We start from the raw sequence: 18,938 nt of genomic DNA on the forward strand, positions 1-18,938 counted from the left end.
AAAGATCAACAGCCCCTAAGAATTGAAGATAACAGCCATCAATAAAACCAAAATACAGGCAAGGCGACTCAAAGCGCCTCAGCAGCAATCAACAAAGACATTAACTATTATGTTTATGCTGTTGCTGTGCCAGTTTTTTGTAATGAGCTCAGCCTATTCGGTGCAATACCCGAATGGTAAACACCCAATGGGGAGCAGTGTCAGCCATCACCACAGTCATGAATCTGCCCACTCTCATGACGCTCCACTGTCAGCGCCTTTTAATGCCACCGAGTCTATTGTCGATCTTGTCGAGAGCTCAACAGCTTTAATGACCGACACAGGTGAACATGACCATAACAATCATTCACACACACCATCGCATCCGCCTGTAGAATCACGCTTTGACAGCGAGTTTTACCAAGCTGGCACCATTAGTGATGCTGACGTGTTGTATAGAAACGATAGATACGCGCCACCCAACCCACCTCCACACAGCTAATTATTTTTTACTGCGCTAATCAGCGCAAAACTATTAATGCACAGTAGGCTCTGAGCGATTCAGGCTGAAATAGCTGTGCATAATCAAAAAATAATTGGAGTATTTATAATGAGCCAATCTCTGGCTAATCCAATGGCGAAGACTCTTCGGCTGTTGGTGATTTTTTTAGGGTTATTTGCCTCTTTCTCTCTGTTTGCCCACGGCGTGGATGAGAGTACTAAGCAATTTTTAGCCGCAAATCAAGGGGTATCAATTTTGCCCTTTATCTATATCGGCGCTAAGCATATGGTCACCGGCTACGACCATCTACTGTTTTTAGTCGGGGTAATTTTCTTCCTTTATCGCACCAAAGATGTGTTGTTATATGTCAGCCTATTCACCCTAGGCCATAGCATTACCTTGCTATATGGCGTCTTCAATGACATCCAAGTTAATCCTTATATTATTGATGCCATTATCGGGTTTTCAATTGTCTACAAGGGGTTTGATAACTTGGGCGGCTTTCAGCGTATATTCGGTTACCAGCCCAACACCAAAGTCGCAGTGGCAATCTTCGGCTTGTTCCACGGCTTTGGTTTGGCCACCAAGATCCAAGAGTTTCAGCTACCACAAGAGGGGCTGATGGCGAACATCATTGCCTTTAATATCGGCGTCGAAATCGGCCAATTCTTAGCGCTAGGCATGGTGCTTATCTTGATGAGCTTCTGGCGTAGACATAAAAGCTTTCTGCAGTTTTCAACCGCAGCAAATACCTTACTTATGAGTGGTGGGTTAATGCTCGTCGGCTATCAGCTTAGCGGCTATTTCATCAGTTAACTCAGACATAACTCATTGCCGCAACTTAGCCTGAAGCGATGCATAGATAAATAATTTTAGGAAACACAATGACAGATAAAACACAAAACCAAGCACATCACTCAATAAGTAACACTATTGATATACCTGTTCACTCTAATGCCACACTATTAAAAGCCAGCATTGCTGCGACCGTTATTGCGGCGGTAGTACTAGTGACCGCAATATTACCCGCTGAGTACAACATCGATCCAACGGGTATCGGAAAGTCTCTCGGCTTAACTAAAATTGCAACCGCGACCGAAACTAACTCCCCCAGCAGCAATCCCCAGCAGCATGCTGTACCGAGCAAAAGCACAATCGTTATTAGTCAGGCTCCGTCTGTAGCTGAAATCAAAGAAGCTAGAGCCCTAGTTACGGGTCTTCGTCAAGACACGGTAGAGATAGTGATCCCTGCAGGTAAAGGGCTTGAGTACAAGTTATTACTCAATGCAGGCGAGCATTTAGAGTACGACTGGCGCACTGATGGCAGCGAGCTTTACTTCGATTTTCACGGTGAGCCTCAAGGCGATAAAACTGGGTTTTATGAAAGCTTTGCAATTACCACGTCGGATCAAATGCAAGGCACACTCACCACACCGTTTGCAGGTGCTCATGGTTGGTACTGGAAAAACAAAACCAGCGAGCCAATCACGGTGACACTTGCAACCAAGGGTGCCTATCTAATTAAAGGCTAATTACACATTTTAAGCACAAAAAAGCCCGCTACGATTGAGTACGTAGCGGGCTTACATTGTTATAAGTCAAAGCGTGCTATTGGGTAGACTTGTTGTCAGCTTCTTTATCTTCAATATCAGCGAACGCGATAATCTTTTGTTTTATAGCCTCTTTCTCGGCTTTATCTTTCAAGCGGTAGATTCGTTTTATCTGTGCTTTCAGCATTGGATCTTGCGGAGTGGCTACGGTATCAAAACCAACTTCTACCTTGCCTAAGGTTGAAGTGACCAATAAGCCTTGTGCAAACCGCAAATCGATCAAGCCACCGCTGAGCACAAACAAGTAACTTTCTCGCGGTCTAGAGTTAACGATTATTGTATATTTATCGACCTCTTCCCAACCATCCATTCTAAAGTTATCGATAGAATAAACCTGCTCTAATTCAGGAAAAGTATATAGTGCTTCATGCTCTTTTGTCTTTCCTGTTGCTGCACAGCCAGCTAAAATGACTGCGAAACCAAGTATCAAGATATTCCATATCTTCATTATTATCTCCTTACTGTTAATACCTTAAATCTAGCAGCAAAAAAGCACTCTCCAAATATGACATACTCTGCGCTAGTTAACAGCTCGCCGACCCTGTATCAATAGCAAGATAAAATACAAACCACCGACAACAGATACCACAGTCCCCGCGGCAACTTGCGACGGATAAACCACGTTTTGTCCTATCCAATCCGACAGCACCATTAAGCCAGCACCGATGATGGCGGCGGCTGGTAACTGCAACTGCACTTTTTTAGCGCCTAAAATGACTGCCATGTGTGGTGCTAACAAACCGACAAATGCGACAGGCCCCATGGTTGCGGTAACAACTCCACATAACAGGGCAACACAACAAAGCAGTAGCATGAATGCTCTAGGTACATTTAGCCCTCGAGCCTTGGCAAACTCTCGTCCGGTCGAGATTAACGTTAACCAGCGCGAAGTGACGAGTGCAAACGCAATCAGTCCTAACACACTAACTATCAGTATCACTGCAGCACTGGGTGATACTCGGTAGGTTGAGCCAGCTAACCAACTCAAAATGGTGTAAGAGGTTTCATCACCCCGGGCCAATGCAAACTGCACCATCGCCTCAATAAGTGCAGTCAAAGCGATACCGGTCAGTATCAACATAGATGGAGCATAACGGTGGCGTTTACCTAACAAGAGTAACAATCCAAGAACCGTCATACTGCCCAAAAATGCAATAGCCGGCGCCGCATCAAAAATATTCAGACCAACAAAAATACTACCGCCAACTAAGGCGCATGTTGCACCTGCAGAGATCCCTAAAATATCGGGACTCGCTAACGGGTTATAGATAAGTCGCTGTAGCAATACCCCCGCGACAGCCAAGCCAGAACCCGCTGCAATACCCGTGATAATTCTTGGCCATTGGATCTGCCAGGCAAAGGCATCTGGAATCGCCCATAACCATACTGTAGCGTCATTTACCGTTGATTTTGTAAACACTAGCACCAAAACAATGACGGCAAACAAACTCGCCAGCATCGTAATAAGCGTACTCGGACTCATCTGGTAACGGCTTTTAGGCAATGAGAAAGATAGCTGATCCTGTGCGCCCATTTTTCGACGGGTAAACCAAATAAGTGCCGGGGCACCAATAAGCGCTGCAGCGGTACCAGAAGGGACTAAGTCGAAGGTCAACATGCTCATTGCAATGGCAAGCGCATCGGTAATCACCAGAACTGTCGCACCTAGTAACATACTAAAAAACAGTTCATCTCGTGGAGTACGCGCACCTAATTGGCGAGCAATATTGGGCGCGAGTAAACCAATAAAACTGATAACCCCAACAGCGGTAATGGAGGTGGCGACAAGCCAAATACCTAAAGTGAACAATGCCAAAATGGCGGGGATAATATTGAGTCCACGAGCGGCGGCGCCGGCCTGCCCCATTCTTAAAAGGGCCAATACTCGCGGAGCCAGCAGTAGAATAAGCACTGACACACTCAGCTTAGGCAATAACCATTGCACCTGCTGCCAACCATTTTGAGCCAGATCTCCGGCGCCCCAAATAAACAGATTCTTAGCGTATTGGTCATTGAGCAAAATAATCGCAGTGGCGATTGCACCCAATAGAATATTCACCGCCATACCGGCAAGCACCACGGGTAAACCAGAAAGGTTACGCACGCCTGCAATTAAAATCACTAACCCCAGTGTAAGCATGGCGCCAACCGTTGCCGCAACAGATGCATATTGGCCAACAAATCCTGGGAAAAACACATTCAGTAGCACCAGTGCTAACCATGCACCGGAGGCGGTACCCAATGTCATTGGCGACACTAACGGGTTTTGAGTTAGCTGCTGCATTAAGCTGCCAACCAGACCTAGCATTGCCCCGACCATCACGGCCATCACTATCCGTGGCAACTGCGACTCAGTAAACATAATCGCATCAAAGCTAGTGGCTAACGTCAGTCTGTCGGCAAAATTAATAAGCAAGTGCCACTGCTGTGACAAACTAATCTGGGTGTCGATTTGCGCTGAAATAATGGCAAAAGCCATTAACGCGATAAAGGTAACGCTATATCGAGAAACTATCTTACTGGGCATTATTGGTTCTGCTCACTCTCGTTTTGAGGTAACGATGTAGGTGGAATTGGCGCTATCGCTAGCAAGCTCTCAGTTAATGCTGCTGCCATATATTCAATAGATACCGCACCACCGTAGTTCCAAGCTGGTTTAACACTATTCATTTTGTGGTGGCGTACAAAGGGAAAGGCATTCCACATAACACTGGTCGATAACTGCTGCTGTTGCGTAAAGGGTTCAAAATAAAGCGCGATACCGTCGCCAACATGACGCAGTTCTTTAAGGCGCTTTTGCTTAACTCCCCACTGAGTCGGTGCCTGCTCTATTGCCGCAGAGATCCCCAATAATGACAGCGCATATTGCGCAGTTGAGTTATCACCAAATTGATAAATTGAGGTCATGCTAGCAAATCTAAAGGTGGTCACTGTCGGCAGTTTTCCTTGATAAGCTTGTGCCAACTGCTGACGCATTGTCGCTATCGAGTGCTGCATTTGCGTTAGCCGTTGCTCTGCCTGTGTTTCTCTATCAAGTAATTGTGCGATCAATCTGAAGTTATCAATGGCCGCCCTAGCGTTATCATGGTGCTCGCTATAAGTTTGGTAGAACAAAACAGGCGCAATTTTTTCCAGTCGTGGTAATAGATCTAACTGCGGTGAAGCAATGATGATGACGTCGGGTTTAAGCGTTGCTAAACGTTGAAAATTGGGCTCAACTCGGCTGCCTATATCCATTACAGAGTCAGGTACTTTAGGCTGCATAACCCACTCTCTGTAACCATTAATGTCAGGCATAGCAATGGGGGTCACCCCAAGCGCCAAGACTTGCTCAGCAACGTCCCAATTCAGCGCCGCCACGCGGATAGGTGTGGCAGGCAACTGGTGTTGGCCGCGACTGTCTACAACCGTAATCGTTGTTGACGACGTTTTGGCAAATAACGTACTAGGTAGCCATAACAACAGTAAAACAAAGATGGCACGCCTTAGCATACAATCGCTACCTTATGATTCTGGTTAGGGTGATCAATCAAAGTCACTGGTGTGGCATATAAATCACTGAGTCGCTGTTCATCTTGCAACAATGAGGCCTCACCACTAAAAGCAACTTTACCCGCCTTTAGTGCAACAATTTGGGTCGCAAAACGCAGCGCCAAATTAAGATCATGCAAAATGACAATCACCCCTTTGCCAGTGCTTTTATTCAAATTACTGAGCAATTCCATCAACTGGTATTGATGATGAATATCAAGTGCAGAGGTTGGCTCATCTAATATTAATAGCTCAGCTTGTTGAGCGAGTAACATCGCAACCCATGTCCGTTGCCGCTCACCACCAGAGAGCTGATCAGCCAGAGTATCTTTAAATGCTGTAACTCCTGTTTCCTCCATCGCTTGCGCGATGATCTGCTCATCTTCTTTGCGCCAGCGCCCCAAAGTACCACGCCAAGGAAATCGGCCTAAACGTACCAACTCTGCCACATTAAGCCCTGCTACTTCCGGTAGCTTTTGCGGTAAATAAGCAACGGTTCTCGCTAACTCTTTGGCACTATATTGTTTGATTGGTTGCCCACCAAGCATCACTTCGCCCTCTTCAGGGTTAAACTGATTGGCAAGCAAGTTAACCAGAGTCGATTTACCTGAACCGTTGTGACCTAACACCACAGTCAAAGCATGGGGGTCGATATTTAGTGATTCTATATCTAGGATGGTACGCTGATCTCTAATGACTTTGACGTGTGTCAATTGGTACATGATTTACTCTTTTGTTTAAGCCGCGGACAATTGGCACACTTTACACCAGCGGTTGTTTTATAAACGCAGCAACAGCTAGTGCGATTGAGCGAGAGCTTGTTGTCTAGCTTGGAGAGACATAGCGACTGTAAATGCGAATCTGAAAAATTGAGCGCATCTAGCCATAACTTAGCATGGCGACGAATGAAACTGTCACTCATTTCTGGGTGAGACTTCTGCATCAATAACAGCTTAGCAAATAAGGCATCGGCAATAAGATGTTCAGTAAAGCGAGGGCGACAACGCGCCCACTGATCAAGCTCTTTGCGGTAATGCTCAAATAGCTGTGACAGCTGTTTACCCGCCTGCCGAATTAAACACTCATAATCCCCGGTCGCACAATCAGTACAGTTAAAACGAAACCCCGCCACTAAACCATTATCATGCTGCTGCAGCATATTATTAAGATCCGGCAAAATACGTAACTGGTAGATAGAGGTGAGCGTTAGATAAAGTGGCTGCCAAGTGAGCAGATCCCAGCTTCGTGTTAACCAATAGCTTCTGCCCGCTTCAGGAGATTGCTGCATCAAACTGGTATGCAATGACTTAATAATGGTGATGTTGGATCTATTCGCTGAGATTAACTCTAGCTCAGAATTAGATTCAGACTCAGCATCGGTAAATTCGCCTTTGAGATAAGGAGAGATCTGCTGACACTCTTGGTAAATTTGATTAAAAACAGCCTGATTCATTAATGCATTAACCTTAAGCAAATACCTGGGAGAGATTTCATCGACTGAAACCTCCCCCGACTAACAACTAGAAGTTATATTTGAAGTTAAGTTCGATATTACGCTCAGCGCCATACCAGCAGTTAACCGTGTCATAACAGGTATAGTATTCTTCGTTAAAGAGGTTGTTCGCCACTAAGTTAACGCTGGCGCCAAGTAGACTGCCGCTTAGCTCACCCAAGTCATAACCTAGCGACAAGTCAACTAACGTGTATGAATCAACGGTATCGGTATTCATAGCATCAATCTGCATTTCACCGACGTAACGAACACCACCACCAATACGCATTCCCGCTAACGCACCATCTTCAATATAGTAATTAGACCAAAGTGATGCAGCATGCTTTGGCACATAGATAGGGCTTTTGCCTTGTAGACCATTACCGCTATCTTTAGTGATCTCCATATCGATGTAGGTGTAGTTCAACGCCACATCAAAGTTGTCGGTCATGTACCACTGGCTTTCAAACTCGGCACCGCGAGACTCAATTTCACCTATCTGAAGCTTGTCGCCCCAAGGATCATTTGGATCCGCCATTAATGCATCACTTTTCACTATGTTAAACAGCGACACGGCCATGGTCTTACTGTGATCATCAGAGCTGTATTTAACACCAACTTCTAACTGCTCAGCCAACTCAGGCTGGTAGGTAGAGCCATCTTTTTTGGTTCCCGCTACAGGTTCAAAACTGGTTGCGTAGCTTGCAAATGGTGAAAAACCACTGTCAAATTCATACATGGCACCGACACGGTAAGAGAAGTGGTCATGATCGGCGGCATTATTGGTGTCGCCATAGGAGTCAGAGTATTCACTTGAAGAGCTGTAATCATCAAATCGACCACCAGCAATCACAATCAACTTGTCGATGCGCATTTGATCTTGAAAATACAGACCTAACTGCTCTACTTGTACATTATCGCGAGCGTCATAGGTTGAGCTAAGTGCATCACGCTCAATCATATCGTTGTTCGGATTGAAAATATTGAAATCGCCAAATTGGCTGGTTGTGCCGAATTCTGAGTAAGCAGATACACCATCAAGTTTTTGATAATCAAGACCAAACAGCACGTTATGCTCAACTTTTCCGGTATTGAATGAGCCAGACAGTTGGTTATCTATAGTGTAACCCGTTGAAGTCTCATCGGTGCTGTAGATATTTCTATCAAGCGAACCTGTCATTGGGTCAAAACCCGACTCCAAGTGATAAGTATTTTCCTGATATAACTTGGCATCCATATAGCGGAAGTTCTGCAGGAAAGACCAGTTATCATTGAAATCATGGTTAACTTTATAGCCTGCAAGTATGAACTCACGCTCGAAAGTCGACCAATTTTTGTCCCCTGCAAAAGTTGACGGGCTAGTGCTACCCGCAGGGTTTTCACTGATCATCCCTGATGAAGGTAGCGAAGAGTTCATCCCCATTGCAGGATCATTCTGGTAGTAAAGGTTAAAGTTGATGTAAGTGCTGTCAGAAACATTCCAGTCAAGCGACGGTGCAAACACAAAACGTTCTTCTTCAGTATGATCGACTTGACCATCTTTACTGCGCGCCAACGCAATAATACGATATGAAAAATCACTATCACCAATCTGGCCTGTGGTATCAATAGATGCTTCCACTAAGTTATTTGAACCTGTGGCAAAATTGACTTCAGTGCTATCAGCCGCTTGCGGTGACTTAGCAATCATATTGACCATACCACCTGGTGGCATTGAACCGTAGAGTACAGAGGTAGGTCCTTTGAAAACTTCAACTTGTTCAAGAGCAATTGGATCAATCTGTGGTTGTAGGTTCCAGCCGTTTAAGTACTGCAGTACTAAGCCATCATAGTAGCTTTGGTTAACGTCAAAACCACGTATATTGAAAGTGTCATACATGGTGACCGCGCCACCTTTTTGCTCAGTCGTCACACCAGGAACGTAACGTAATGCTTGGTTAAGTGACTTAACCCCACGCTCACTCAGTAACTCGCTGTCGATCACCGTTACACCTTGCGGTGTTTCCATTGGCGTTAACGAGGTTTTAGTCGCGGTATTACGATAGGCTTGACCCAATACAGTGATGGTCTCCATTGGCGGAATTTCAACCGTTAAGTCCTCAGACCCCGCTGCAACAACCTGCGATGAACAAAATAGTGATGCGCTAATAGCGGTAGCAACTACTGTTAAGTGAAAAGCCTTATTACCCTGAACTGAGACCATACTGTCCTCTATATACCCTAATGTGATTCACACTTGCTCTATCTACAACAAGCGAATACTAATGAGAATGATTATCAAACGCGATAATATAGTCTTTTTGAGGGGGATATTTAACAATTTGGTGCAAAAGAGGAAGAAAAAGACAGGAAATTTAGTTTTTGCGAATGCTGTCACCTTTTAGCTTTTACTAATGTTGTTACTTAGCTTTTATCGGTAACCAGTATTCCATATGCTTAAGGTCGGTAATGGTTGAGGTGATCTTACCGTAGCTTTCCAGTTCATAACCATCAATGCTCACAAAGCCAGATCCCGGTAGCCAATCACAAATAAGCCACTCCACTAACTGAGAGAATTCATTAACAGCGCCGTTATATGAAACAACCGCGTACTCCTGTGCAGGGACAGTTAACCGACAGAGTGGCCCATCGTTCAATAGTGGTTGTAATGATTGCAACTGCTCAGCAGCTAATTCCAATGCAGCCCAATAACGAATGCTTTTCTGCTCAGTGATAAGTGAGAGAGTATCGACCACTCCAAGCATATTGCCCATTAGTGGTAATTGTTGCTCAATAATATCGAACAGACGCAACCAAGTGTCGGGCACAATGGATGAAAAGTCAGGAGTCTCAGACAATACCCCTTTTATGGGTGACGAGAGGCCATATACGGTAAACGCCTCGCGATACTCAATATGAGTTTGTAAGAAGGTGGTATCTATTTTTTTGTTGGCTTTAAATTCAGGCCGTATCACAATAGGATTTCTAAGTCCGACACGTGTACCCCGCCGTTGATATTGCTTCGGGCTCACACCAAACAACTGCTTAAAAGAACGACTAAAGCTAACCTCAGAGTTAAAGCCTAACTCATAAGCAATATCTAACATTCGAGATTGACCTAACAATACTTTGTCAGCGGCGACACTGAGCTTAAGCTCGCGCACATATTGCGCCACATTTAAGCCTGTTTGCTGCTGAAAGATCCGCTGCAGCTGCCAGCGGGAACATTGACTATGCTCTGCGATATCTTCCAAAGACAAGGGTTGGTCAAGATGACTATGAATGAAGCTTAATACCCGCTCAATGCGAGAGAAAGATGAACGGATTGCCATAATTCAGCCCCCATAAGCGTTATTTAGATATTAATTTAGAAAGCTTAGCCTCAATTTAACATAGTCTATGTACTGATTGGTATTAGCTTTAAATTTACCTTATTTAAATCGTCGTGAACGACCAGCTCCTAGCCTTAAAACCGCAATAACACCCATAAAAAATGCCACTATCAAAGCGGCATTTTTAAAGCTAGGTGAGTTTAGTCACTTAAGTGCGCAGCGTGAAAGCGCATATGCTGCTCAATGAAGCTGGCGATAAAGTAGTAACTATGATCATAACCATCATGCATATTCAGCGTTAACGGATAACCACTCACTTTGGCCGCCGCTTGCAGCATTTCAGGTTTTAGCTGCTCAACCAAGAAGTTATCGCCTTCACCTTGGTCAACCAATGCCGGTACAAATTCAGTCGCTTTGCGCATCAATAAACTGGCATCATATTCAGCCCATGTACTCGTGTCACGACCAAGATAAGTTGTGAGTGCCTTTTTACCCCAAGGACAATTAACAGGGTTACTGATTGGGCTAAATGCAGACACTGACTGATATGCAGCAGCGTTACGCATAGCGATAACCAAGGCACCATGACCGCCCATTGAGTGACCTGCAATCGATCGTTTGTCACTCACTGGGAACATAGATTCAATCAGCGTCGGCAGCTCATTAACCACGTAGTCATACATTTGATAATGACGGCTCCAAGGTGCTTGGGTGGCATTGACGTAGAAACCTGCGCCTTGACCTAAGTCGTAGCCATCATCGTCTGCTACACCTTCACCGCGCGGACTAGTATCAGGCGCTACAATTGCTATCCCTAATTCCGCCGCTATGGCTTGCACACCTGCTTTTTGCATGAAGTTTTCATCAGTGCAAGTTAAGCCTGACAACCAATACAGCACAGGCACTTTTTGACCATTTGACGCTTGCGGTGGTAAATAAATAGCAAATCGCATCGCACAGTTTAACGACTCTGATTGGTGAGTATATTGCTTTTGCCAACCACCAAAGCTCTTATTTACGCTGATATTTTCAATTGTCATGCTTGCATCTCTTGTCATGTTTAACCCTTTAACTCATCGTAAAAGGGTTAAACAGCCACTGAATAGGCTTAGGTTGTAAATATTACTTATCGAAATGGATAACAGTACGAATACTCTTACCTTCATGCATTAAGTCAAAGGCTTCATTGACTTGTTCAAGACCCATGGTGTGGGTGATAAAGTCGTTTAACTTAAACTCACCCGCCATGTAACGCTCTACATATTCAGGCAGCTCTGAGCGACCTTTAACGCCACCGAATGCACTGCCTTTCCATACACGGCCTGTCACCAGTTGGAATGGACGCGTTGAGATCTCTTGCCCTGCACCAGCAACACCGATAACCACTGACTCGCCCCAACCTTTGTGACAGCACTCAAGTGCACTGCGCATAACGTTAACGTTACCAATACATTCGAATGAGTAATCTACGCCACCATCAGTAAGCTCGACAATCACGTCTTGAATTGGCTTGTCATAATCTTTTGGATTGATGCAATCTGTTGCACCCAGTTGGCGTGCAAGCTCAAACTTACTTTCGTTAATATCGATAGCAATAATACGTGATGCTTTAGCCATCTCTGCACCAATCACAGCTGAAAGACCAATACCACCCATACCGAATACGGCAACAGTCGCGCCCTCTTCAACCTTGGCGGTATTCATCACCGCACCCATACCGGTTGTAACGCCACAACCTAATAAGCACACTTCTTCAAGCGGTGCTTCTGGGTTAACTTTAGCCAATGAAATCTCAGGTAATACTGTGTACTCAGAGAAGGTTGAAGTGCCCATGTAATGGAAGATATCAACACCATCTTTAGAGAAGCGAGTCGTGCCATCAGGCATTAGACCTTTACCTTGGGTTTCACGGATCTTCTGACAAAGGTTAGTTTTACCAGACTTACAGAACTTACATTCACCACACTCAGGCGTATAAAGTGGAATAACATGATCGCCGACTTGAACACTGGTAACACCTTCACCGATAGACTCAACAATACCGCCACCTTCATGGCCAAGAATACAAGGGAAGATCCCTTCTGGATCGTCACCTGACAGTGTAAAGGCATCGGTATGACAAACACCTGTTGCAATCATTTTGACGCGGACTTCACCTTTTTGCGGTGGCATCACGTCTACGATTTCCATCGTTAGTGGTTGTCCAACAGCCCAAGCCACTGCGGCTTTTGATTTAATAGTCTGTGCAGTCATCTGTAATACCTACTTTATATAGAGTTAAAAAACGGTCTTATCTAATCAACCAGTGCCGTCATGAATATGCCAACATTATAGCGAGCCACCAATAATTGATAATCCCACTATTATGCAATTAACTTTTACCATATGGTAATAATAACGCTGATAGTCACACAGCTATTATCCATACTTTCACCATCGCCTTTAAACCATCAGGCCAAATAAGACCGGTTAGCGAAGCTGGCTGTCTTTACTGCCGCGTCGATTAAACAGGCTGACTTTTTTCTGTTGTTCATCGAGTTCGCTTTGGCAGCTCACACAAAAACGTACGCCTTGAATTGCCTGTCGACGTGCCTCAGGGATCGGCGCTCCACACTCCTCACAGAAAAATAAACTTGTGCCCAAAGACAATTCACTGCGGATATGCGCAACGCCATCGGCAACACTATTATCAATCTGATCTTGCACCGCCCCATCGCGGGCCCAACCACCAGCCATATTGACTCCTCAATCTAGCCCCAAGCTTGCCGTTATGACCCAACATGGTTTTGCTAACAGAGTTAAAGTTTAGAAGAGCGTAAGCAAATTGCCACGCCACTTTAATGGTGCAAATTATACTCAGTGAACCAAAACTGATAATCCCACAATACTGAAAATTTCTTTTACCGTATGGTAATAATTAAGCCTTAAACGACCAGATAACATTGCATTTAGGCTAGAGTTAGCAATAATTGGCATCATTGACAGCTGAGATAAGTAGAGAGCGTATATGTTTAACTGGGAAGGTGTGAGCGAGTTTGTTGCTGTAGCCGAAACGGAAAGTTTCACTAAAGCTGCTGTGCGCTTAGGGATCTCAACAGCCCAGGTCAGCCGTCAAGTGAGTGCTCTTGAAACGCGGCTAGCCGCTAAGCTATTCCATCGCACTACTCGCAAGGTATCGGTTACCGAAGTTGGCAGAGTGTACTACCAACATTGTCGCCAAGTGCTAGATGGCTTAGATGAAGCGGAACGCGCTATCACCAATTTGCAGACCACTCCAAGGGGATTGCTAAAGATCACCGCTCCTGTCACTTATGGCGAAGGCACCATCGCACCGCTGATCAATGATTTCCTCACTCAGTACCCCGAACTAGAAGTGCAAATGAATTTGACCAACCTTAAAGTCGACTTGGTCGACCAAGGTTACGATCTGGCGATCCGTTTAGGCCAATTGGAAGATTCAAGCATGATGGCTAAACGCCTCGGCTCACGCACCCAATATGTTTGCGCCTCCCCAAGTTACGTTTCCACTTATGGCCTGCCGCACACCTTGTCCGAGCTTGACCAGCACAACTGCTTAATTGGCACATTAGATTACTGGCGTTTTCAAGAAAAAGGCAAAGCCAGAAATGTACGGATCAAAGGAAACTTGAGCTGCAATAGCGGCCATGCATTGGTCGATGCCGCTATCAAAGGCTTAGGCATTATTCAGTTGCCTGACTATTACGTGAACCCGTTTATCGCCTCTGGAGAGCTAGTGTCACTGTTGGAAAATAACCGCCAAGCTGATGAAGGTATATGGGCACTCTACCCACATAATCGCCACTTATCACCCAAAGTGCGTATGCTGCTCGATTTCCTCGGTGACAAATTAGCCTAGCTTCATATGCGGTATACAGCTTTGATTCTTTACCGTAACCGGCTAAAAAGTCTTACCTAGTGTCAAATATACTGTTTTATGTTGCTGATCATTGATGCCAAAACCGAGGACTGCCGGGCCAAAATCAGTCTCGGTACCCACAAAAATGCTAGCGGCATAGATCAAATCATCGAGCCCGCGTTGATCTTTATATTGCCAAACATTACCCGCTTCCGCTGACGCCCCTAAATAAAGCGGAATGCTCATTCCACCAAAGCCTTGCCAGCTAATGCGATATTGATAAATCAAAGAGCCATAGCTCAATTGTGACCCTACAAGTGCATCTTTATGTAATCCTGACAAGTTTAAAAACCCGCCCAATTTATGGGTATGGATTAAGCTCACTTCATCACTGTTAGTGCCGCTCACCTTAACTTTATTGATCAATGTATGGCGTGCAATACTGCGAGCATGCTTAAAGGAAAACTCATAGTTAAATTGTGCTGTGTCACCAAAGACATCCCCCACTATCGGCAACGTCAGTTGATCAAGATTATCGTCGTTATAAGCCCCTTTGAAATAGATTTGGGTACCTTTACTTGGAAAACTATAGCTGTCTAAACTATCGTAACTGGCAATAATAAAGCTCGAATAGCTCTGATAATCGATATCTAGATCTATGATGGTTGGCCCTTCAATATTGCCTGTCTCAGCAGCAAACCCAAGCTCTACAATCATGTTATTACTGAGGTTTATACCGATAGATGAACTGACCTTATGAGACTTAGTCAGGGTCTTTAAGCTGCGTTCGTTATCCCAAAAGTAAAGCTGTTGCTCTTGCTTGAAACGATAACGACTCTTCCAATAATATTTATCTAAAGAGTCTAACGGCAATAAAAACTCAGCACCGAGGACCTTCTCCAGACCAGAAGATAGCTCAAACCTGAGTCGCCCCCTAGTATCGGCTACATTATTGAGGGTATAGGCGAGATCCAGCTTAATATCAGAGATCTCACTGAAGTCTTCTTCTAACGAAAAGCCAATATCAAAAAAGTTTGGCCCCCAACTCTTTTCTTTGGCGTTAACGGTTAATATTTTTTGCTGTGCTTCATCTTCAGTAACCTCTGCTTCTACTCGCTCAAAACTATTCAGAGCATACACACGGTCAATGGCATCGACTATCTCTTCGCGGTCAACGGTATCACCAGAATTAACGGCTAGAGCTGCTGAAATTTTCTCAATAGGTTCATAGCTATTGCTCACCACCACAACCTTATCGACAAGACGCTGCTCGAAAGTCTGTAGTGAGTGCTTATATTGCTGCCGCCGTGCTTGATAGCGTTCAAACTCATCAGTTGAAGCCGCCAGCGCTGTTAATTGCTCGGCATCATGAGACGCTGCTAGCTCTCCTTTTTCAAACCCTAGCGGCATACTGGCAAAGTCAGTAGTGTCTAGCAGGCTAATATCCGGACGTATGAGAATATCTTGTGGCTGCATGTTTTCAATCTGCTCTACGGCATTAGCACGGGTCATCATCGTTGAGAGTTGCGATAAAATAGCGAAGCTGTCTTGTAGGTCTTCTTTAGGTGCCAGCTGCGCACCAATATCGACAGCAATGACAATATCTGCACCCATTGCCCGCACGACATCAACGGGCATATTACTTACCATTCCACCATCAACAAGATACCTGCCATCGATATCAAGCGGCTGTAAAATACCAGGCACTGATGCTGAGGCTTGCATTGCCGCCAATAGATTTCCAGATTCGAGCACAACGGCTTGGCCAGTGGCAATATCGGTACTGATTGCTTTAAAGGGAATCGCTAACTCGTCAAATGAAGCTTGCCTAGGCACCATACCTGCAGAACGGATATAGAGGTTAGCCATAGTTTGACCACGTAAAACCCCTTTTGGCAGCAATAGCTCACCGTCGAGTGAGCCAAAATCAAACGGAAGGTTGAACCGATCAAAATCTTGTTTGTCATGAAAATTCAGCGCTGTTCTTGGAACACTATCATCAAATCCACTGCTCCAATCAAGTTCGAGCATGATGACTTCGATTTCATTGGCACTGTAACCAAGTGCATATAAGCCACCAACATAGGCACCAATACTGGTTCCCGCAATGTAATCAATGGCGATATTGTTCGCTTCTAAATAGCGTAAGACGCCAACATGAGCAGCCCCTTTAGCGCCACCACCACTGAGCGCCAAACCAATTTTTTTTCGTTTAGATGTTGAGTCAAGAGCATCATCCATAATGCTTTGCTCAATATCATTGGCAGATACAGCAGGGCTTACAAGAGTCGCGACGACCAGCAAAACAGTTACTCTTATTGGAAAATTGCTCACAACCACACCCGGTTAATTTTGATGTGACTATTTTAAGGGGGAAATGATTGGCTCATTAAGTGCCCTGCGTGAGTTTGATTGTCTCAAATGAACAGACAATATTAAGTAAACAAAAAATCAAATAGTTCAATCTTAATTTGAGCAAACTAGAACCCGACACATTTACTCGCATCCTATCGAGCAGCTAAAAGTCGACGTAGATCACACTAAACAACCACCAATCAGCCAACAATTAGAACAAAACACCAGCAAGGCCACACATCTGTTAACATGCACTACACTTTCCTTACTTCCCCCCCTTTAGGACAAATGATGACTCGTTATACACTTGCAGCCTCTTGTATCGCACTTGCGTTAGCAGCTAATGCAAATGCCACTCCTGTTGAAGAGGAGCTAAAAGCCCTCAAAGCACGCATTGAACAATTAGAAGCCCAGCAGCAAAAGGCTGCCGAAAAGCCTCAACAAATCGAACAAGTAGAAGTGGAAGTCGTCGAAGAGGTCGTGGAGAAGAAAAGCAATGCAGTTAAGTTTGGCGGCGCAGTTCGAGTCAATTACTCCTATGAAGACTTTGATGATGACAACGCAGACCGAGGCGGTGATTTTGATTTCGATCTATTCCGCATCGACGTTTCTGGTAATTATGAAGACTTAATATACTCTGCTCAGTATCGCTGGTTCGAATACATGAACGTAATTCAGCACGCGTGGATCGGTTATAATTTTACTGAAGAACAGCAAGGTAAAATTGGTGTCACCCAAGTACCGTTTGGTATTTTAACCTACGCATCAAACAACTATTTCTTTAGCTCAAACTTTTATCTTGGTCTAGAAGATGACTACGACATGGGCCTTAACTACACCTACAAGGGCGATACAAACCGTTTCGATTTGGCTTTTTATAAAAATGATGAGCAAGGTGGACTGGACGGTTACGTGTCAGACCGTACCGACCGTTACGCCTATGATGTAGTGGGTATTCGTCTGGATGGTGAAGATGCCTACGATGCACCAAGTGATGGTTATGCTGCTGCTGAGCTAAATACCTTTAACGCACGTTATACCCATAACTTTACTTTTAATAACGTTGATTTAGAGCTAGGTGCATCTTTGCAAGCTGGCCAATTAGAAATTGAAAACGGCACCGATGGTGATAACGTTGCAGCAGCAATCCACGGCGTTGTTAACTACGACCGTTGGAATGTTAAGTTACAGATGACGGACTATAAGTACGACGTCGACGGCATGGATGTAGACCGTATTGTGGTAGCGGCTTACCATTTCTATGATTCGATCCCAGCTGAAGCTACGACTTATATCGCTAACTTAGCATATAGCCTGCCAGTTAATATCGGTCCAATATCAAACCTTACCTTCTACAATGATTATTCATTAGTGACCGACAAGCCAGCAGCAATGGAAGACACCTTTATGAATGTCACCGGCATGGCTGTGACAGCTGGCGGGCTCTACACCTACTTTGACTTTGTAGTCGCTGAAAACCAGCCATTTATTGGCGGTACTATGGTTGGCGATGGTGATACCAACAAACGTTTCAACATTAACTTTGGTTACTACTTCTAACGCTATTTAAATATATATTTAGCCCACTTATCTTTCGATAAGTGGGCTTTTTCATAAATAGGGCCAAAGCGATAATCCAAAGACAGCAACTAAGCTCTACAAAGCCCCCATAAGCAGCAGACTAATTCGAACTGCATAGTCCATAAGCTATATTCCGTCATCAATTAGAGCGATCTTGGCACTCCTAGTATCAAACACTTACAACGATCGTTTAGCCACACTTAATTGACTATTAAGTTTGCCACTATCGATCCCTTATGTTTCAACTTGCTAATATTCTTTCAACGCAAAGCAAACTGCTTTTCGAATGGATGAGAGAGTCTGCACTTTAGGGCTGAACTAGATCATTAATCTAGCTAGCAATGAGTTCCTATTTACTAGAAGCAGTTTTAGGGACTGTTGATCTTTCGAGCTTAGTTTTTGTTCGAATTCAATTGTTTTAGTACAAGGCTTGAGCGATGCTGCTTAGCTGGCTAAGCGAAAGCTCGTAACGCAGTAATGAAAACATTGAAACGAACCCGAAGGGCCGCGCTTCTTGGTTATTTTGACTGTGTTGTAGGTTATTTGTGAAGAATGACTAAACGACATAGCCTCCGCCTTGTCAAAATGCCAATAAACTGCGGCAAAACAACCGCGAAAGATCAACTGCCCCTAATCATATAAAGTCGAGAATGCTTAAGGGGGAACCGATATAAGCGTTAACTGAAATACTCATTGGCGT

Annotated in this window: 16 protein-coding genes; 5 read left to right on the forward strand and 11 right to left on the reverse strand. The window is 44.6% G+C overall.

All coding sequences use genetic code 11. From position 1 onward, the window contains the following. Nucleotides 1-142: 142 nt before the first annotated feature. The 3 genes from AB4238_RS08710 (at nucleotide 143) to AB4238_RS08720 (ending at nucleotide 2,013) form a co-directional block, all read left to right on the forward strand. Entirely contained in the window at nucleotides 143-481 is a 339-nt protein-coding gene (locus AB4238_RS08710) for a hypothetical protein (RefSeq protein ID WP_372032943.1), read from the forward strand. A 108-nt stretch (nucleotides 482-589) separates the two neighbouring features. Beyond that, nucleotides 590-1,297, forward strand: coding sequence for a HupE/UreJ family protein (locus tag AB4238_RS08715; RefSeq protein WP_372032945.1), 708 nt, complete (start codon nucleotides 590-592; stop codon nucleotides 1,295-1,297). Nucleotides 1,298-1,365: 68 nt separating this feature from the next. After that, nucleotides 1,366-2,013 (forward strand): hypothetical protein, encoded by a 648-nt coding sequence (locus AB4238_RS08720; RefSeq protein ID WP_372032947.1) that lies wholly within the window; start codon nucleotides 1,366-1,368, stop codon nucleotides 2,011-2,013. A 76-nt stretch (nucleotides 2,014-2,089) separates the two neighbouring features. On the opposite strand, the gene AB4238_RS08725 is transcribed toward AB4238_RS08720, so the two are convergent. The 10 genes from AB4238_RS08725 to AB4238_RS08770 all read right to left on the reverse strand — a co-directional run bounded on the left by AB4238_RS08725 (nucleotide 2,090) and on the right by AB4238_RS08770 (nucleotide 13,161). Further along, nucleotides 2,090-2,539: a DUF6491 family protein gene (locus AB4238_RS08725; protein WP_372032949.1), complete on the reverse strand. Its 450-nt coding sequence runs from the start codon at nucleotides 2,537-2,539 to the stop codon at nucleotides 2,090-2,092. Nucleotides 2,540-2,611: 72 nt separating this feature from the next. Then, nucleotides 2,612-4,618 (reverse strand): Fe(3+)-hydroxamate ABC transporter permease FhuB, encoded by a 2,007-nt coding sequence (gene fhuB / locus AB4238_RS08730; RefSeq protein ID WP_372032951.1) that lies wholly within the window; start codon nucleotides 4,616-4,618, stop codon nucleotides 2,612-2,614. Next, nucleotides 4,618-5,583, reverse strand: coding sequence for an iron-siderophore ABC transporter substrate-binding protein (locus AB4238_RS08735; RefSeq protein WP_372032954.1), 966 nt, complete (start codon nucleotides 5,581-5,583; stop codon nucleotides 4,618-4,620). Before AB4238_RS08735 ends, fhuB begins: the two co-directional genes overlap by 1 nt. After that, nucleotides 5,577-6,344: an ABC transporter ATP-binding protein gene (locus tag AB4238_RS08740; protein WP_372032956.1), complete on the reverse strand. Its 768-nt coding sequence runs from the start codon at nucleotides 6,342-6,344 to the stop codon at nucleotides 5,577-5,579. Before AB4238_RS08740 ends, AB4238_RS08735 begins: the two co-directional genes overlap by 7 nt. Further along, nucleotides 6,332-7,075 carry a siderophore ferric iron reductase gene (locus AB4238_RS08745; RefSeq protein WP_220739343.1) on the reverse strand — a complete coding sequence of 248 codons (744 nt, stop codon included), beginning with the start codon at nucleotides 7,073-7,075 and terminating at the stop codon, nucleotides 6,332-6,334. Before AB4238_RS08745 ends, AB4238_RS08740 begins: the two co-directional genes overlap by 13 nt. A 67-nt stretch (nucleotides 7,076-7,142) precedes the next feature. Further along, complete coding sequence (locus AB4238_RS08750; RefSeq protein WP_372032958.1) at nucleotides 7,143-9,317, reverse strand: TonB-dependent siderophore receptor; 2,175 nt, start codon at nucleotides 9,315-9,317, stop codon at nucleotides 7,143-7,145. Between the two features lie 196 nt (nucleotides 9,318-9,513). Beyond that, nucleotides 9,514-10,425: a helix-turn-helix domain-containing protein gene (locus tag AB4238_RS08755; RefSeq protein ID WP_372032960.1), complete on the reverse strand. Its 912-nt coding sequence runs from the start codon at nucleotides 10,423-10,425 to the stop codon at nucleotides 9,514-9,516. A gap of 200 nt (nucleotides 10,426-10,625) precedes the next feature. Further along, the gene (fghA, locus tag AB4238_RS08760) at nucleotides 10,626-11,465 is read right to left on the reverse strand and encodes an S-formylglutathione hydrolase (protein WP_372032973.1); all 840 of its coding nucleotides are present in this window, start codon (nucleotides 11,463-11,465) and stop codon (nucleotides 10,626-10,628) included. Nucleotides 11,466-11,547: 82 nt separating this feature from the next. Beyond that, nucleotides 11,548-12,678, reverse strand: a complete 1,131-nt coding sequence (locus tag AB4238_RS08765) for an S-(hydroxymethyl)glutathione dehydrogenase/class III alcohol dehydrogenase (RefSeq protein ID WP_372032964.1) — start codon at nucleotides 12,676-12,678, stop codon at nucleotides 11,548-11,550. A gap of 216 nt (nucleotides 12,679-12,894) precedes the next feature. Then, nucleotides 12,895-13,161 (reverse strand): DksA/TraR family C4-type zinc finger protein, encoded by a 267-nt coding sequence (locus AB4238_RS08770; protein ID WP_220739349.1) that lies wholly within the window; start codon nucleotides 13,159-13,161, stop codon nucleotides 12,895-12,897. A 271-nt stretch (nucleotides 13,162-13,432) separates the two neighbouring features. Here AB4238_RS08770 and AB4238_RS08775 point away from each other — a divergent pair, with 271 nt between their 5' ends. After that, nucleotides 13,433-14,302 carry a LysR substrate-binding domain-containing protein gene (locus tag AB4238_RS08775; RefSeq protein ID WP_372032967.1) on the forward strand — a complete coding sequence of 290 codons (870 nt, stop codon included), beginning with the start codon at nucleotides 13,433-13,435 and terminating at the stop codon, nucleotides 14,300-14,302. A 42-nt stretch (nucleotides 14,303-14,344) separates the two neighbouring features. On the opposite strand, the gene AB4238_RS08780 is transcribed toward AB4238_RS08775, so the two are convergent. Then, nucleotides 14,345-16,636: a patatin-like phospholipase family protein gene (locus AB4238_RS08780; protein ID WP_372032970.1), complete on the reverse strand. Its 2,292-nt coding sequence runs from the start codon at nucleotides 16,634-16,636 to the stop codon at nucleotides 14,345-14,347. A gap of 312 nt (nucleotides 16,637-16,948) precedes the next feature. On the opposite strand from AB4238_RS08780, the gene AB4238_RS08785 reads away from it, so the two are divergent. Next, a complete protein-coding gene (locus AB4238_RS08785) occupies nucleotides 16,949-18,217 on the forward strand; it encodes a carbohydrate porin (RefSeq protein ID WP_372032976.1) in 1,269 nt (422 codons plus the stop codon). Nucleotides 18,218-18,938: the final 721 nt, after the last annotated feature.

This window comes from Shewanella sp. 10N.286.45.A1 (assembly GCF_041470405.1).
GTDB lineage: Bacteria > Pseudomonadota > Gammaproteobacteria > Enterobacterales > Shewanellaceae > Shewanella.

Excerpts from the sequence above, each read along its gene's own strand:
- AB4238_RS08710 (WP_372032943.1), top strand. The coding sequence starts at position 143 with ATGAGCTCAGCCTATTCGGTGCAATACCCGAATGGTAAACACCCAATG.
- AB4238_RS08725 (WP_372032949.1), bottom strand. The coding sequence starts at position 2,539 with ATGAAGATATGGAATATCTTGATACTTGGTTTCGCAGTCATTTTAGCT.
- AB4238_RS08775 (WP_372032967.1), top strand. The coding sequence starts at position 13,433 with ATGTTTAACTGGGAAGGTGTGAGCGAGTTTGTTGCTGTAGCCGAAACG.
- AB4238_RS08715 (WP_372032945.1), top strand. The coding sequence starts at position 590 with ATGAGCCAATCTCTGGCTAATCCAATGGCGAAGACTCTTCGGCTGTTG.
- AB4238_RS08745 (WP_220739343.1), bottom strand. The coding sequence starts at position 7,075 with ATGAATCAGGCTGTTTTTAATCAAATTTACCAAGAGTGTCAGCAGATC.
- AB4238_RS08755 (WP_372032960.1), bottom strand. The coding sequence starts at position 10,425 with ATGGCAATCCGTTCATCTTTCTCTCGCATTGAGCGGGTATTAAGCTTC.
- fhuB (WP_372032951.1), bottom strand. The coding sequence starts at position 4,618 with ATGCCCAGTAAGATAGTTTCTCGATATAGCGTTACCTTTATCGCGTTA.
- AB4238_RS08785 (WP_372032976.1), top strand. The coding sequence starts at position 16,949 with ATGACTCGTTATACACTTGCAGCCTCTTGTATCGCACTTGCGTTAGCA.
- AB4238_RS08740 (WP_372032956.1), bottom strand. The coding sequence starts at position 6,344 with ATGTACCAATTGACACACGTCAAAGTCATTAGAGATCAGCGTACCATC.
- fghA (WP_372032973.1), bottom strand. The coding sequence starts at position 11,465 with ATGACAATTGAAAATATCAGCGTAAATAAGAGCTTTGGTGGTTGGCAA.
- AB4238_RS08720 (WP_372032947.1), top strand. The coding sequence starts at position 1,366 with ATGACAGATAAAACACAAAACCAAGCACATCACTCAATAAGTAACACT.
- AB4238_RS08770 (WP_220739349.1), bottom strand. The coding sequence starts at position 13,161 with ATGGCTGGTGGTTGGGCCCGCGATGGGGCGGTGCAAGATCAGATTGAT.
- AB4238_RS08735 (WP_372032954.1), bottom strand. The coding sequence starts at position 5,583 with ATGCTAAGGCGTGCCATCTTTGTTTTACTGTTGTTATGGCTACCTAGT.
- AB4238_RS08750 (WP_372032958.1), bottom strand. The coding sequence starts at position 9,317 with ATGGTCTCAGTTCAGGGTAATAAGGCTTTTCACTTAACAGTAGTTGCT.
- AB4238_RS08765 (WP_372032964.1), bottom strand. The coding sequence starts at position 12,678 with ATGACTGCACAGACTATTAAATCAAAAGCCGCAGTGGCTTGGGCTGTT.